Raw genomic sequence first — 15514 nt, 5'->3', positions numbered from 1 at the left:
TTTTATAACCCCAAACGCCGGCACAGCAGCGCTATGCAGCTATCGCCAGTGGAGTTTGAGAAACGCTATTTCCAGAGCTTGGAAAGTGTCTAGGAAAGCCGGGGCGATTCATTGTTTGACAGGCGGGGAGAATAATTACCTTGCCCTGTGGGGATTGGCTGGTAGTGAATGTGATGGAAGTCAGCTATCTGCGAACACCCTGTCGTTATCCCATTTTCTAGGATGGCGGCGCCCAGCATTCCTGCAACCGTAGGCTTCAGCTGGAATGTTCCAGTGCCGGGGTTTTAACCGGGTGCCATTGTCGCTATGTGATGAACGATAAAACCTGATTGTAAAGAGAACTTCGGGAGCATGGTGGCGGAATAAAAGGTGGGATGTGCAGAGATAAGGACGAGTTTTTTCAGGAAACAGAGTCAGCTTATCTATCGTCGGGTGTCAGAATCTTCTTGCTATAGGGCTGAAGATGCCGGGTCGCTTAGGGTTACTTGTAGGAATTATTTAGTTGTTGTGTAGGAAATTCCTCTAATCGCAATTATTGAGGGTGGCCAATCTCGACAGAATAGAAGCGGCCTATATCTTACCGATGACGAAGGAAATCCATTTCGACGGGTCTGAGGAAGGAAGCTGATGAGCAAAGTTCTAATTGTCGATGATCACCCAGTCATACGCATGGCGATGCGTGTGCTGTTGGAAAAGGAAGGCCACGTCATCGTTGGTGAAACCGACAACGGTGTGGACGCGCTTTCGCTTGTCAAGGATTTGGTTCCTGACTTGGTCGTTCTGGATATTGGCATCCCCCGGCTCGATGGCCTGGAGGTGATCAGCCGTATTTCTGCCTTCGAGCTGCCGCTCAAGGTGCTGGTGTTGACCGGCCAGAGCGCCTCGCTGTTCGCCATGCGTTGCATGCAGGCTGGCGCCTCGGGCTTCGTCTGCAAGCAGGGTGGCCTGGCGGAACTGATCAGTGCGGTCAATGCGGTGGTTGCCGGTTACAACTATTTCCCCAGTACGGCCGTTCGACAGACCCGCCGCAATAACGGGCAGATGGATGACCAGGAGCTGATCCAGCGCCTGTCGGACCGTGAGATGGCGGTTCTCCAATACCTCGCCAACGGTTATTCGAACAAGGAAATCTCGGAGCAGATGTTCATCAGCAACAAGACGGTCAGCACCTACAAGACCCGTCTTCTGCTGAAGCTCAATGCGCATTCGCTGGTCGACCTGATCGAGTTCGCCAAGCGAAACGCGCTGGTTTGAGGTGTGTGATGTGCCGCTTCCGCTTCCTCGTTGGTGTATTGCTACTCATCTGTTGCGGATGGGGAATGGCGGAGCAGCGCGATTGGACCTCGATGAACCTGCTGGCTCGTTCGACGGACGGGCCGGTCAAGGTGCATCTGAACGATGCCGACTGGCAGTGGTTGCGTGACAAGCGTGTTCTGCGCCTCGGCGTGACCGCCCCGGACTACGCGCCATTCGACATCACGTCCAGCGGCACGGACCTCGAAGGCATTACGGCAGACTTCGCCGGCGTCATCGCCGACACGCTCAATATCCATGTGGAGGTGCGCCGCTACCCGGATCGGGATTCCGCCTTAGGGGCACTCGAGCGTGGCGACATCGACATGCTCAGTCGCTCAACCGGTTATGAGGCGACGCATCCGGATGTCGCCCTGTCACACCCGTATTTCGCCAATCAGCCGGTGGTCATCGGTCCGCAGGGCCTGCGTCTGGAAAGCGCCGAGCAGCTGGCGGGAAAGCGTATCGCGGTGGTGAGCGACTACTTCTCGGTGGATGAGCGGGACAAGTACCTGTCCGGGGCGACCATTCAAAGCTATCAGTCGGTGCGCCGCGCGCTTGAGGCTGTGGCCTTCGGCCAGGCAGATCTGTACGTCGGCGATGCGTTCAGCGCGCAGTACCTGATCAGTCAGGGATACCTGTCGAATCTCAAACCGCTCAACTTCGCGGGTTTCGATCGGGAGGGCTTCAGCTTTGCAGTAAAGGCGTCTGCCGCCGAGTTGCTGAACATCCTTGATCGCACCCTCGTCGCCATTCCGCCCCAGGCCCGGGCTACCATCCAGCGGCGTTGGAGTCCGGGTGGGGCCTTCTCGATTGCCAACCAGCGGCTGATTCTCACCCCCCGGGAGCAGCGTTGGCTTGAGCGTAATCCGCGTCCGGTAGTGGCCATCGACCAGGCACTGGCCCCGGTATCGTTCATCGATGCCCAGGGACAGTTCCGCGGTATTGCCGCCGACCTGCTGGATCTCATCCAGAGCCGCACCGGCCTCGAATTCGAGGTGCGCCCGCAGCCTAGTGTCACTGCCATGATGGACGAGGTCCGCGCCGGCAAGGCCGAGATCATCGCCGGGTTGACGCCGACCCCGGAGCGGGAGGAGTGGTTCGGTTTTACCCGTCCCTACATGACCGCTTCCTTCGTGGTCGTGGTTTCCGGGAAAAGCCACTGGTTACGTTCGCTGAGTGATCTGGACGGGCACCGGGTGGCAGTGCCCAAAGGCTCGTTCCTGGCGGACTTCCTGCGCGAGCACCATCCCCTGGTGAAGCTGGTGGAGGTCGAGAACAACGTCGATGACCTGGCGATGATCAGCGAGGGCAAGGTGGACGCGGGCATTCATTTCCTGTCGTCCGCCAACTACCTGATCTCGCATTACTACCCCGACCTGCGTGTGGCGCTTGGCCTGGATATGGAGCCGGGCCAGTTTTCCATGGCGGTCTCCCAATCGTCCCCGGAGCTGCTTGGCATCCTGAACAAGGCGATGCTGGCGATTTCCCCCGAGGACATGAGCAATATCGTCACGCGCTGGTCGGCCAGCGTGGAAAAGCCCGATAGCATCTGGGAAGGCTACCGCACCCAATTCATCCAGTTCGCCTGGGGCGCGGCAGTGCTGTTGCTCTTGCTGTTGCTGTGGAACTGGTGCCTGTGGCTAAAGGTTCGTCGCCGCCAGGACTCCGAGCGCGAGCTCAGCTACCGCCTCGAATTCAAGCGCGCGCTGATCGATGGGATTCCCCAGCCGGTGGCCGTGCGTGACCGGGATGGGCGACTGGTCACCTGCAATATCGGTTTCCTCAAGGAGACCGGCATGGCTAGCGAGACCGTGGTCGGGACTCAGGTGGGCGACAGCCCGTGGCTGGACCCGCAGGACGCCAAGGTGATCCAGCAGATCCATCAGCAGGCGATGGAACAGGATGGCAAGGTGGCCTCCGATCTGATCCTGCCGATTCGCGAGGATGTGCGTGAAATCCACTACTGGGCTACGCCCTATCATGGCCCGGGCGGCGAACTGTCCGGCGTGGTGACGGGCTGGATCGACGTCACCGAACGGGAGAGGCTGCATCACCAGCTCGAGACTGCCAAGGAGCAGGCCGAAGAGGCGAACCGAGCCAAGAGCACGTTCCTCGCCACCATGAGCCACGAGATCCGTACGCCGATGAATGCGGTCATCGGCATGCTGGAGCTGGCGCTGACCCGTGCGGACCAGGGGCACTGGGAGCGTGAGCCGGTCGAAGTGGCCTACGATTCGGCGCGTTCCTTGTTGACCCTGATCGGCGACATCCTCGATGTCGCCAAGATCGAGTCCGGCCGTTTGACCTTGATGCCCGAGCGTGCCCACCTGCGGGAGCTGGTGGAGTCGGTTGCCCGGGTGTTCGATGGGCTGGCCCGGCAGAAGGCGCTGGAGCTCAGGTTGGAAATAGAGGCCGAGGCCGCCTGCGATGTGCTGATCGATCCGTTGCGGTTCAAGCAGATCCTCTCGAACCTCGTGAGCAATGCCATCAAATTTACCGACATCGGACATGTGAAGATCCGCGTCTGCGGCGAGCGGGTCGCCGGCGAGCGCCTGGCTCTCGAGGTGAGGGTGCAGGACAGTGGCATCGGCATCTCCGAGGATGAACAGCGCCAGCTGTTCGAGCCCTTCAGTCAGGTCGCCCGCAGTGGCGACACCAGTCGTGGCGGTACCGGACTGGGGCTCACCATTTGCCGCAAGCTGGCGGAGATGATGGGGGGCACGGTGCGCATGGAAAGTTGCCCGGGCGAAGGCACCACGGTCACGGTGCGGCTGTTGCTCCAGACCCTGGAGAGTCTGCCGGAAGGCGATGCGGTACAGGCGTTGGTCGTGCCCAGGACGACTCATTCACTGAAGGTGTTGGTGGTCGACGATCACGTCGCCAACCGGATGCTGTTGTCGCAGCAACTGGAGCACCTGGGGCACCAGATCGAAGTGGCGGCCGATGGTGTGCAGGCGTTGCAGCTATGGCATCCGGACGATTTCGACCTGGTGATCACCGACTGCAACATGCCGGTGCTCAACGGCTATGACCTGGCCAAGCGGATTCGCGAGCTGGAGCAGGAAATGGAAGCCAAGCCCTGCGTGATCTACGGCTTCACGGCGAACGCCCAACCCGATGAGGTCGAGAATTGCCGGCGTGCCGGCATGGACGACTGCCTGTTCAAGCCCATCGGCCTGGACAACCTGCGTCTGCGGCTGGAGGCAGTGCCGAAGATCTCGACACCCGATACTCCGCCAGTGGCGGAGCAGCAGACCGAGGGCTTCGACCTGCGGTCCCTGAAGGAGATGACCGGTGGCAATCCCGGCCTGATCCGCCGGCTGCTGGAAGAGCTGTACAGCAGTAACCAGGTCGACATCGATCAGGTCCAGCCGCTATGGGCGGCCGGTGACTGGAAGCAATTGGGCGACCTGGCCCACCGCATGAAAGGTGCGGCGCGGCTGGTCAACGCCGACGCGCTCCAGGAGCTGTGCGGCAAGCTGGAAGGCGGCTGCAAGGACGGTCTGGACAGCCAGGAGGTGCTCAGCCGCGCATTGGCGGTGGAGAAAGCCATGGCTTCCCTTCAGGACGATCTCCTGCACCAGTTGCGCAAGCTCGCTGCCTAACCCCTGGAGCGCTTCAGCTCGGGCTGGAGCGCCCCGTCATCTCGCGAGCCATTTCGGTCGCGTAGCTGTCGGTCATGCCCGCGATGAAGTCGATGACGCGCAGGAAGGCGCGGTATAGCGTCCAGTCGGGATCCGGCGCATTGTTACCGAGCAGATCGAGAATCCGCTGGTTCTTGAACGATGGGGTGCTCTGGCGGTACTGCTCCAGCGCGGCGCCGCAGAAGGAGTTCAGCAGGATTTCCAGGGTGGTGTAGGCGCCGATTTCGTGCAGCGTCTTGCGCTTGTCCTGGAATATTTTCTCCCGGGCCATGCCCTTCGCGCGCTGTACGCAGCGCTTGGCTGGGCCATGCATGTGCTCCACCAGATCGCCTTGCAGGGTGCCGGCGAGCAGGGCCGATTCCTGTTCGACAAAGGCGCGCGCGGCGGCGTTGGTCAGGTGTTCGATGGCCTTGCCGCGCAGGATGGCGAGCTTGCGCCGGCGCGAATCCTTCGGGCCGAGCTGACGGTAGGTTTCCGGCAGATCGTCCCCCACCAGGTCGAGCAGTAGCGATTCGACCTCGGCGTAGTCGAGCAGCTCCATTTCCAGGCCGTCTTCCAGGTCGATCAGGCCGTAGCAGATGTCGTCGGCAGCCTCCATCAGGTAGACCAGTGGGTGACGTGCCCAGCGTTCGTTCTCCAACTGCGGCATGCCCAGCTTGTGGGTGATCTGCTCCAGTAGCGGCAACTCGCTGCGGTAGCAGCCGAACTTGTGTTTCTTGTAGCCCAGGGAGTCGGCATGGCGCGCCGTCCAGGGGTACTTCAGGTAGGTGCCGAGGGTGGCGTAGGTCAGACGGGTGCCCCCGTCGAACTGGTGGTATTCCAGTTGAGTGAGGACGCGAAAACCCTGGGCGTTGCCTTCGAAGTGCAGGAAATCGGAGCGTTCCTCTTCGCTCATGCCGTCCAGCCAGCCGCGCCCGGCTGCCTGCTGGAACCAGTGGCGGATGGCGTCTTCGCCGGAGTGGCCGAACGGCGGGTTGCCGATGTCATGAGCAAGGCACGCGGACTGCACGATCACGCCCATGTCGGCCGGGTCGCACCATTCCGGCAGGCGGTCGCGGATGATTTCGCCCACCCGCATGCCCAGCGAACGGCCGACGCAGCCGACTTCCAGCGAATGGGTCAGGCGGGTGTGGATGTGATCGTTGCTCGACACGGGATGCACCTGGGTCTTGCGCCCCAGGCGACGAAACGCGCCGGAAAAGATGATGCGATCGTGATCCTTGTGGAAGGCGCTGCGGCCAAGCTCGGCGCTGCTGTGCACGGGTTTGCCGAGACGTTCCCGGGGGAGCAGGGTGTGCCAATCCATTCTTCGTTCCGCAATCGAGAGAGTTACCGGCAACGCTAGCCGTTCGCGCCGGCAATCTCAATCGCGCGCTAGAGGCCCTCGGCGTCGATATCGATGAGCAGGAGCCGTCGCCCCTGGTCGATGAACTGGCCGGCGGTCATGCAGTACTGGTTGGTGGTGGCGTCGCGGTAGGTATTGGAGAGGGTCAGGCGGCGCTCCTCCCAGCCTTCGGCGAGCAGCTGGTAGAAGTACGGGCGCCAGGACCAGTTGTGCCCCAGGTAGCGGCGGTTTTCTTTCCAGAACAGGCCGTTCCACTCCAGGTTCGGCGATGTCTGGGTGCCGTGACGGTCGCACTGGTAGATGCGCAGCAATCGGCTGAAGGATTCCGGCGCCGGCGGCAGGCTGCTGAGCATCGCGCCGCCCTCCGCCCAGGGGCGCAGCATGTTCATCAGCTCGGCCAGTTGCTGGCGCAACTGGATGAGGTTGGAGCGCTCCCGCAGCTTGCGCTTGACGTAGTGATCACGGCGCTGGCCGAAGGCGTCGCGGAAGGCGTCACTGGCGGGGAAGTCCAGCGCCGGCTTGGCGAACAGGTAGCCCTGCACGTAGCGCGCGCCGCACTCCAGGGCGAAGTCCATTTCCTCTTCGGTTTCCACACCCTCGGCGATGATCCAGCAACCGGTCTTCTCGGCCATCTGCGCGAGGGCTTTCACCACCTCGCCGCTGGGGCCGCCCCGAGCGGCCTCCTGGAATAGACGCATGTCCAGCTTGAGGATGTCCGGCTGCAGCGCCAGGACCCGGTCCAGTTGCGAATAGCCGGCGCCGAAATCGTCGATGGCGATGCGGGCACCAGCGTCACGATAGCGTGCGACCACCTCCGGCAGGCGCTGATGGGCCCCGCCCAGTTCGGTGATCTCGAATACCACCCGTTCCGGCGGTACGCCTTGCTGCTGGAGTTGCTTGAGGCTGGGGAGCGGTTGGTTCGGGCGCAGGCGGCTGATCCAGCGCGGCGATATGTTCAGGCTGAGGAACCAGTCCTTGGGCGCCTCGTGGATACGCGCGAGGGCAGCGTCGCGGATCTGCCTGTCGAGGCGGCGAAGTTCGGCGAGCCCGACTCGCGGGTTGAAGAACAGCGGGCCGACCGATTGCAGGTCACCGTTGTCCTGGCGCAACCGCCCCAGTGCCTCGACCCCTGCGATCAGGCCGGTCGCGGTGTCGATGAAGGGCTGGAAGCAGGCGATGGGTTGCCCGTCGATCAAGGGACACATCCTTAGTGGCGTGACAGGAGGCGCCGAAGCGCTGTGTCCTGTCGCGTCGCAAGAATGTGGCCAGTCTGGGCGTCAGAGATGCGTCGAAGGGGCTGGTGGGTCCTGGTGCTCGGGCTTCTTGCGCATCTGCAGGATGATCGGCGCCAGCGCGATCCCTAGGCGCAGCAGGCGAATCCAGCGGCGCTTGCGGCCCAGCAGCAGCGCCAGGGCGGCGGCGCCGCCGGCGCCCCACAGCGGCGTACTGCTGCTGAAGCTGCCGCGAACGTTCTGGCCGAGACTGCGGGCTTGCCGCAACGGATGCAGGAGTAATTCGCCCTCCTGGCGAATCTGCTGGCGTTGCATCTCCAGGCGCAGGCGCACGATGGCCTTGCGCAGTTCGGCGCGGGTCAGATTGCGGGCGTCAGGCATTTCACTCATGGCAACAGTCGCTCCCGGTCGCGGGCCAGTTCTTCCAGCGTGGCGCTGAATGGCGAGCTTTCGTCGCTGACCAGCAGGTGCAGTCGCCAGGCGCAGACCAGGCTGCCGCACACGTAAAAGAGGCACAGCCCGATAGCGGCCTGCACGCGGTAGCTGTCCCAGAACAGGATCAATACCAGTACCGACAGCGCCACCAGCAGAAGCAGGGCGAACACCAGGGCCAAGCCGGCCATGAGCAGCATCTGCACACCGCGGGTCTTCTGCTCCTGCAACTCGATGCCGAGCAGTTCGACGTGCCCATGCAGCAGGCCGAGGATCGCGGCGCCGAAGCGCCGCGGGGAAGGGGAGTTGGCCGAGGTCTTCGGCCCGGCATCCATGGCGTCGCTCATGAATCAGCGCCGGCTGACCAGCAGGCCAAGGAGGAAGCCGACGCCGGCGGCAATGCCAACGGCCTGCCACGGGTGATCGCCCACGTAGTCTTCGGTGGCATCCACGGCGGCTTTGCCCTGGTCGCGCACGGAATCCTTGGTGGAGTAGATGGCGTCGCGGGCGCGCTTGAGGCTTTCGTGGATCTGCTCGCGCATCTGGTCGGCTTCAGCGCCGGCCAGCTCGGCGGAGCTTTGCAGGAGTTTCTCGGTGTCGCTGACGAGGGCCTGGAATTCGGCCAGGAGTTCATCCTTGGCGGCGTTCACTGCGGTCTTGCGAGGCATGTGATGCTCCTTGTGCGGGTTGAGGTTCCTAGATTTCGAGCCCCGGGGTGGCTGGAAAGTTTCTCATAAATTCGCGGCGCAGCCGCTTTGCCGTGCGAGTGAAAGCCTAGTCGTTGATTGTTTCGCCGGTGGTATGCCGCTTGCATTTCCCTGGTGCGAATGGAGAGCGGAGCGCCCCATGGCGGGGCGTTTCCGGTGCTGCCAAAGCCCGGAAACCGACGCTCAAACCACTTAAAAACATAAGGAAGTACAAGAAATTGCGACGCCGGTCGGATGGCTCGTGGGCCAATCTGGATCAGCGCTCGGCGCCTGCCTGGTGCGCCACTGCTTCAGTGTGGTGCGTCGAGGGGTGTCGCGAGCCGTTTTGGTGCTTTCCCCTTGACCTCCGGGGCTGCCTGTAGCGATGGAAAACCTCAATAGTGCCGTAGAGACGCTGGTCCACGGCTCCAACACGCTGTTCCTCCTGATCGGCGCGGTCATGGTCCTGGCCATGCACGCGGGCTTTGCATTCCTGGAAGTGGGGACGGTGCGCCTGAAAAACCAGGTGAATGCCCTGTCGAAGATTCTGTCGGACTTCGCCATTTCGACCCTGGCCTACTTCTTCATCGGCTACTGGATCGCCTACGGCGTCACTTTCCTGCAGCCGGCGGCGACCCTGGCGCATGAAAACGGCTACGCGCTGGTGAAGTTCTTCTTCCTGTTGACCTTCGCCGCGGCGATTCCCGCGATCATTTCCGGCGGCATCGCCGAGCGTGCGAAGTTCGGCCCGCAGTTGTGCGCCACGGCGTTGATCGTGGCCTTCGTCTATCCCTTCTTCGAGGGGCTGATCTGGAACGGCAACTTCGGCTTGCAGAGTTGGCTGAAAGCCGAGTTCGGCGCGTCCTTCCATGATTTCGCCGGCTCGGTGGTGGTGCACGCCTTTGGCGGTTGGCTGGCGCTGGCGGCGGTCGTCCTGCTCGGGCAGCGCAATGGCCGTTATCGCGAGGGCAGGCTGGTGGCTTTCGCCCCGTCGAACATTCCGTTCCTCGCGGCGGGTTCGTGGATCCTCATCGTCGGCTGGTTCGGCTTCAACGTGATGAGCGCGCAGTCCCTGGCCGGCGCCAGCGGGCTGGTGGCGGTGAACTCGCTGCTGGCGATGGTCGGCGGCACCGTGGCTTCGTTGCTGGTGGGGCGCAATGACCCGGGCTTCCTGCATAACGGCCCGTTGGCTGGGCTGGTGGCGGTCTGCGCGGGTTCCGACCTGATGCATCCGATCGGCGCGCTGGCTACCGGCATGGTGGCCGGTGCGCTGTTCGTCTGGGCCTTCACCGCTACCCAGGTGCGCTGGAAGATCGACGATGTGCTCGGCGTCTGGCCGCTGCACGGCCTGTGCGGCGCCTGGGGCGGCATCGCTTGTGGCATCTTCGGCCAGCAGGCGCTGGGCGGCCTGGGCGGGGTCAGCCTGGCCAGTCAGGCGATCGGCACGCTGCTGGGTGTGGTAGTGGCCTTCGCTGGCGGCCTGGTGGTGTACGGCCTGGTGAAGTCCGCGGTGGGTATCCGCCTGACGAAGGAAGAGGAGTACTACGGCGCGGACCTGTCGATCCACAAGATCGGGGCGCTCAGCCAGGACTAGGACGCAAGGCCGTAGGAGCGAGCGTGCTCGCGAACAGTCCCACGGGCAGCAACGGCATCAGGCGGTTCGCGAGCAAGCTCGCTCCTACGCAGAGCAAAAAAAAGCCCGGCAGATGCCGGGCTTTTTCGTTTCGCTGCCGGGGTTACCAGAGCGGCATGGTGTAGCTGACGATCAGACGGTTCTCGTCATAGTCGTTGGTGTAGTTGGTGCGCATGGTCGCGTTACGCCACTTCACGCCCAGGTTCTTCAGCGGGCCGTCCTGAAAGACGTAGGCGATGTCGGTGTCGCGTTCCCATTCCTTGCCTTCGCCATCGGTGGTGATCAGGTCGATGTTGTCGCCCTTCACGTAGCGGGTCATGAAGGTCAGGCCGGGAATGCCGAGGCCGGCGAAGTTGTAGTCGTAGCGCGCCTGCCAGGATTTTTCGTCCTTGTTGGCGAAGTCGCCGATCTGGATGTAGTTCACCAGGTAGGGGTCGGTACCGTTGATGTAGGCGAAGCCGGTGTCGCCGCTCATCTTCTGGTAGCCGACGCCGAAGGCGTGGTAGCCCAGGGCATAGGTGAACATGGCGTTCAGCGCCTTGTTGTCGATGTTGCTGCCGCCGTCGTCATCGGACTTGGCCCAGCGGATGTCGGATTTCAGCGATTGCTTGTCGGCGATCGGCAGCACGTGGATCAGGCCCAGGTAGTGCTGCTTGTAGATGTCTTCCAGGCCGCCGTAGTGGTAGCTGGTGCTCAGGCTGTCGGTCCACTTGTAGGTGAGGCCGCCGAACAGGAACTTGTTGGAAGTCAGGCTATCGCCGAGCTTGATGTTGCGCTTGCCGCCGCCGGTGATGGTCATGTCCTCGTAGTCCGAGGAGTCGCGCTGGTTCACCTGGTAGAGGCGGCCGCCGTCCACCGTCAGGCCATCGAGCTCGGCAGAGTTCAGGGCGAAGCCGCTGAAGGTCTGCGGCATCAGGCGGGTGTCGTTGAACTGCACCACCGGCATTTTCGGCATCAGGGTGCCGCCCTTGAGGGTGGTCTTGGACGCACGCAGCTTGGCGGTGACGCCCAGGTCGCCGTAGCTGTCCTCGGCGCGCTTGTCGCTGGAAGAGCGTTGCAGCAGGCCGGTGCCGCTGCGGTCAGGCGAGGAATCGAGCTTCAGGCCCAGGGTGCCCAGGGCGTCGACGCCGACACCGATGGTGCCGTCGGTGTAGCCCGATTCGTACTTGAGAATGAAGCCCTGGGCCCATTCCTCGGCCTTGTTCTGGGCAGGGGCAGGACTGTCCTGGCGGAAGTCGCGGTTGAAATAGAAGTTGCGCAGTTCGACGCTGGCCTTGCTGTCCTTGATGAAGTCGGCGTGGGCCAGTGTGGGAAGGATAAAGCTGGTACCCAGCGTGGACAAAGCCACGGCACGGGCGATCGGGGTCTTGCTCATTGTTATTGTCTCCTCGAGCGCTTGGGGCAGTTCGGTAATGCCGGTTGGATCAGGCCGGCATGTCGATCTGTTACAGCCTATCTACTAAATCATTACCGAATGTTGACGACTCTTAGACCTTAGTCGCTGATTAGTAAGCTGGCTAATGAAGCGCTGAGTGGCGACTGGCGTGGCTCCTACTGGATCCAGCGCGGGTAGTAGCCGAGTTTGTCCTGCACCTGGGCGTCGTGGGCGGGGATGACCGTGAGGTTCGGGTAGGCACGCATCAACTCGTGCACGCGGGCCACTTCGGCGAGGGTCTGCTCGCGGTTGTTGTCCACCATGTTGCGGCTGATCCAGAACTTCTCGTGCGGCCCGGTGAAGCCGGACAGGCGCCAGGTGGTGTCGCCACTGAAGAAGAACCGCCGCCCGTCATTCAGGGTGATGAACAGGCCCACCGCCCCGGGCGTATGGCCGGCCATGGGCACCAGTACCAGGCTGCCGTCGCCGAACAGGTCGAGACTGCGGTCGTAACTGAGGAAGGGACCGGAGTCGAACTGGAAGGGCACCCACTTCACCGGATGGCGGAACTGGCTGGGAAAGACCGCCGGCGGTTGGGCGATATGGGCGTAGTTGATTTCGTCATAGGTCGCCCAGACCGGAGCGTCGGGAAAGTCCGACAGGGCCGAGGCGTGGTCCCAGTGAGCGTGGGAAAGGATGATGCGATCGATGGAGATGCCGCTGCCCTGCAACTGGTCGCGGGCGGGTTTCAGGCCGTCGTAGCGGAACAGTGGCTTGTCCCACCAGGGCATGTCCTGCTTGAACTGCGCATCCGCCTGGCTGCCCAGCCCGGTGTCGAACAGGAAGGTGGCGGCATGGTGCTGGACCAGCACGGCGGTGTGGTTCATCGGGACCTTCTGGGTCCAGTCGCCGCCCGCCACGGTAAACGCATCCAGAGTGGTGATGCCGGAGGTGCGGATCAGCGAAAAACGCAAGTCGGCAGCGTGGACGGTAAGGCCGGTGACGGCGAACAGCCCGGCCAGCAGAAGAGATAGCAGGCGCATCGAAATTTCCTTTTCGTGGAGCGGATGAAGGCGCCGTCGCGGGGGCGGCGGCGCGGATAACGCGAATCAGAAGGCAGGTTGCGCGATATAGCCGGGCAGGGCGCGTATGCGGCCCAGCCAATCCTGCACGTAGGGATAGCCCGAGGGCTCCAGGCCGCCTTCGCTGGCAAGGGCTACGTAGGGGTAGACGGCGATGTCGGCGATGCTCGGCTCGTCCGTTTGCGCCAGCCAGCGATGGTCGGCCAGCGTGGCGTCGAGCAGTTCCAGCGCGTGCCGACCCTTGGCCTGGGCGGCGGGCAAGTCGCCGGGGCGCTTGAACAACTGGATCACCCGCGCCTGCGCCAGGCCATGTTGCACCTCGTTGGCCGAGAAGCTCAGCCAGTTGGCGATGCATCCCTGGGTGACCGCGTCCTGGGGGTTCCAGTGCGGCTCGGCGTAACGACGAGCAAGGTAGACCAGGATGGCGTGGGAATCGCCCAGGCGCAGCTCGCCATCCTCGAGCGCCGGCACCTGGCCGCGCGGGTTGATGGCGAGGAAGGCCGGACGCTTGTGCGCGCCGCCCATCAGGTCGACGGGAACCAGCTCGGCCTTCTGGCCGATGAGCCCGAGGAACAGACGAACCTTGTAGCAATTGCCGGAAAGCGCGACGTCGTAGAGTTTCATGGCGAAGCCCTGTGCGTTGTAGTGGGGACGACGGCGTAGATAATAGACAGACAGGTCTGTATAGTTCAAGCGAAATGCGTGTCCCCTTGCGCAGTCGCGCTGCGCTTCCGGCAACGGGTGCGCTCCCCATGGGGGCCGAGCCTCGCGCATAATGTCCGGTCAGGAGGTAATGCCATGGCATCCAGCAAACGCGAGCTGCTGCTCACCACCGCCCAGGATCTGTTCTACCGCGAGGGCTACCACGCCACCGGCATCGACCGCATCCTCGCCGAATCGGGCGTGGCGAAGATGACGCTGTACAAGCACTTCAAATCCAAGGACGAGCTGATCATGGCCGCGCTGGAAGAGCGCCACGTCCGCATGGTCGAGCGCGTGAGCGTGGCCGAGCGCATCCTTGCGCCGCGCGAGGCGATCCTGGCGATCTTCGACGGTCTGCAGGAGGTGCTCGACAGCCCGGACTTCTGCGGCTGCGCCTTCATCCATGCCGCCGGCGAGTTCCATGACCGCGAACACCCCATTCACCAGCAGGCGGCCGAGCACAAGGCCTTTCTGGGCCGCTTCTTTGCCGCGCAGCTGGCGCGCCTGGGTGTCGCCGAGCCCGACGCCCTGGCCCGCCAGCTGCAGTACCTGCTTGAAGGCGTGCTGGTGATGGCGCATATGCAAGGCCCGGCGCAGCAGGGACGGGAAGCCCGCGCCATGGCCGACACACTGCTCAAGCACGCGGGAGTCTGAGTCCATGCCGCCATCCCTGGAACCCACCCTGCCGCCGGAATGCCAGTTGTTCGGCACGCTCGGCTGCCACCTGTGCGAGGTGGCGGAAGCGGTGCTGATGCCCTTCGTCGAACACGGCGTGCTGGTCGAGCTGGTGGACATCGCCGACCGCGAGGAATGGGTCGAGCGCTATGGCCTGACCATCCCCGTCCTGCGCCGCTGCGACTCCGGCGCCGAACTCAACTGGCCGTTCGACGCGCAACAGGTCGCCACCTTCCTCAGTCGCTGATTCCGTCGGCGGCTTTCCCACTCCTCAATCAACCGACGCGAGGCGCTGTGCAATGAAGATCGGATTTCTCGGGCTGGGCGGCATGGGCGTCGCCATGGCGACCAACCTCATCAAGGCCGGCCACCAGATGGTCGTCTGGAACCGTTCGCCCCGGGCCGCCGAGCCGCTGGTGGAGCTGGGCGCCATCGCCGCCGCCAGCCCCGCCCAGGCGTTCGACGTGGAGCTGGTGATTTCCATGCTGGCCGACGACGACTCCACCCGCGCCGTGCTGCTGGACAGCGGCGCCCTGGCCTCGGCCAAGCCCGGCCTGGTGCACCTGAGCATGGCCACGCTGTCCACCGCCTTCGTCGGCGAGCTGATCGAGTTGCACCGCGAGCAGGGCGTCGAGTTGGTCGCCGCGCCGGTATTCGGTCGCACCGATGTGGCCGCCGCCGGCAAGTTGAACATCCTGGTGGCCGGCCCCGAGGCTGCCATCGCCAAGGCGCAGCCGGTGCTCGATGTGCTGGGGCAGAAGACCTGGCCGCTGGGTGACGACCCGCTGCGCGCCGTCGCCGTGAAAATTGCCGGCAACTTCATGATCGCCAGCGCCATCGAGGCGATGGGGGAGAGCGCGGCGTTGGTGAAGACCTACGGCGTCGCGCCGGGCGAGTTCATGGAGATCATGGGCAACACCCTGTTCAACGCACCGGTGTACCGCAACTACGGGGCGCAGATCGCCGAGCAGCGCTTCGATCCGGCCGGCTTCCGCCTGGTGCTGGGGCTCAAGGACGTTGGCCTGGCGTTGTCGGCCGGGCATGAACAGCGGGTGCCGCTGCCCTTGGCCAGCCTCCTGCGTGACAACCTGCTGGAAGCCATCGCCCACGGCGACGGCGAGCTGGACTGGAGCGCCCTGTCCCAGGTGGCATTGCGCAAGTCCGGGCAGCTCTGAATCGCCCATGAAAAAGCCCGTCCAGCTGGACGGGCTTTTTTGTGCCCGGGCATTCCTCGTGGAGGAAAAATCGCAGGCAATAAAAAACCCGCCGTTAGGCGGGTTTTTCGGGATTTGGTCGGAGCGACTGGATTCGAACCAGCGACCTTCTCGTCCCGAACGAGACGCGCTACCAAGCTGCGCTACGCTCCGTTTGATGGCGCGCATTCTACCGAAAAACTTTTGATGCACAAGGGG

Annotated in this window: 14 protein-coding genes and 1 tRNA gene; 6 read left to right on the top strand and 9 right to left on the bottom strand. The window is 63.4% G+C overall.

Features of this window, described 5'->3' with window-relative positions; all coding sequences use genetic code 11:
* Positions 1-627 precede the first annotated feature (627 nt).
* Complete coding sequence (locus tag ACNFIA_RS30355) at positions 628-1254, top strand: response regulator transcription factor (protein ID WP_017519319.1); 627 nt, start codon at positions 628-630, stop codon at positions 1252-1254.
* Between the two features lie 65 nt (positions 1255-1319).
* The gene (locus ACNFIA_RS30350; RefSeq protein WP_416790791.1) at positions 1320-4901 is read left to right on the top strand and encodes a transporter substrate-binding domain-containing protein; all 3582 of its coding nucleotides are present in this window, start codon (positions 1320-1322) and stop codon (positions 4899-4901) included.
* 13 nt (positions 4902-4914) lie between these two features.
* Here ACNFIA_RS30350 and ACNFIA_RS30345 read toward each other — a convergent pair whose 3' ends face one another.
* The 5 genes from ACNFIA_RS30345 to ACNFIA_RS30325 all read right to left on the bottom strand — a co-directional run bounded on the left by ACNFIA_RS30345 (position 4915) and on the right by ACNFIA_RS30325 (position 8617).
* Positions 4915-6246, bottom strand: coding sequence for a deoxyguanosinetriphosphate triphosphohydrolase (locus ACNFIA_RS30345; RefSeq protein WP_416790790.1), 1332 nt, complete (start codon positions 6244-6246; stop codon positions 4915-4917).
* Positions 6247-6314: 68 nt separating this feature from the next.
* The gene (locus ACNFIA_RS30340; protein WP_416790789.1) at positions 6315-7481 is read right to left on the bottom strand and encodes an EAL domain-containing protein; all 1167 of its coding nucleotides are present in this window, start codon (positions 7479-7481) and stop codon (positions 6315-6317) included.
* Between the two features lie 81 nt (positions 7482-7562).
* Positions 7563-7907 (bottom strand): hypothetical protein, encoded by a 345-nt coding sequence (locus tag ACNFIA_RS30335; RefSeq protein WP_259756204.1) that lies wholly within the window; start codon positions 7905-7907, stop codon positions 7563-7565.
* Positions 7904-8284 carry a phage holin family protein gene (locus ACNFIA_RS30330; RefSeq protein WP_259759689.1) on the bottom strand — a complete coding sequence of 127 codons (381 nt, stop codon included), beginning with the start codon at positions 8282-8284 and terminating at the stop codon, positions 7904-7906. The genes ACNFIA_RS30335 and ACNFIA_RS30330 overlap by 4 nt, the downstream gene beginning before the upstream one ends.
* A 15-nt stretch (positions 8285-8299) precedes the next feature.
* Positions 8300-8617: a DUF883 family protein gene (locus ACNFIA_RS30325; protein WP_259756202.1), complete on the bottom strand. Its 318-nt coding sequence runs from the start codon at positions 8615-8617 to the stop codon at positions 8300-8302.
* Between the two features lie 403 nt (positions 8618-9020).
* Between ACNFIA_RS30325 and ACNFIA_RS30320 the strand changes: the two genes are divergently transcribed.
* Entirely contained in the window at positions 9021-10229 is a 1209-nt protein-coding gene (locus ACNFIA_RS30320) for an ammonium transporter (RefSeq protein WP_416790788.1), read from the top strand.
* Positions 10230-10371: 142 nt separating this feature from the next.
* On the opposite strand, the gene ACNFIA_RS30315 is transcribed toward ACNFIA_RS30320, so the two are convergent.
* The 3 genes from ACNFIA_RS30315 to ACNFIA_RS30305 form a co-directional block, all read right to left on the bottom strand.
* The gene (locus tag ACNFIA_RS30315; RefSeq protein ID WP_259756199.1) at positions 10372-11643 is read right to left on the bottom strand and encodes an OprD family porin; all 1272 of its coding nucleotides are present in this window, start codon (positions 11641-11643) and stop codon (positions 10372-10374) included.
* 176 nt (positions 11644-11819) lie between these two features.
* The gene (locus tag ACNFIA_RS30310) at positions 11820-12686 is read right to left on the bottom strand and encodes an MBL fold metallo-hydrolase (RefSeq protein ID WP_416790787.1); all 867 of its coding nucleotides are present in this window, start codon (positions 12684-12686) and stop codon (positions 11820-11822) included.
* Positions 12687-12752: 66 nt separating this feature from the next.
* Positions 12753-13349 (bottom strand): glutathione S-transferase family protein, encoded by a 597-nt coding sequence (locus ACNFIA_RS30305; RefSeq protein ID WP_416790786.1) that lies wholly within the window; start codon positions 13347-13349, stop codon positions 12753-12755.
* Between the two features lie 174 nt (positions 13350-13523).
* Here ACNFIA_RS30305 and ACNFIA_RS30300 point away from each other — a divergent pair, with 174 nt between their 5' ends.
* The 3 genes from ACNFIA_RS30300 to ACNFIA_RS30290 are packed head-to-tail and all read left to right on the top strand — an operon-like array spanning position 13524 to position 15277.
* Complete coding sequence (locus ACNFIA_RS30300) at positions 13524-14081, top strand: TetR/AcrR family transcriptional regulator (protein ID WP_416790785.1); 558 nt, start codon at positions 13524-13526, stop codon at positions 14079-14081.
* 28 nt (positions 14082-14109) lie between these two features.
* Positions 14110-14349, top strand: coding sequence for a glutaredoxin family protein (locus tag ACNFIA_RS30295; RefSeq protein WP_416790796.1), 240 nt, complete (start codon positions 14110-14112; stop codon positions 14347-14349).
* Positions 14350-14401: 52 nt separating this feature from the next.
* Entirely contained in the window at positions 14402-15277 is an 876-nt protein-coding gene (locus tag ACNFIA_RS30290) for an NAD(P)-dependent oxidoreductase (protein WP_416790784.1), read from the top strand.
* A 115-nt stretch (positions 15278-15392) separates the two neighbouring features.
* On the opposite strand, the gene ACNFIA_RS30285 is transcribed toward ACNFIA_RS30290, so the two are convergent.
* Positions 15393-15469, bottom strand: a tRNA-Pro gene (locus ACNFIA_RS30285).
* Positions 15470-15514: the final 45 nt, after the last annotated feature.

Source organism: Pseudomonas sp. NY15437 (assembly GCF_048068435.1).
Taxonomy (GTDB): domain Bacteria; phylum Pseudomonadota; class Gammaproteobacteria; order Pseudomonadales; family Pseudomonadaceae; genus Pseudomonas; species Pseudomonas nitroreducens_B.
This window is presented reverse-complemented; position numbering and strand designations above follow the sequence as displayed.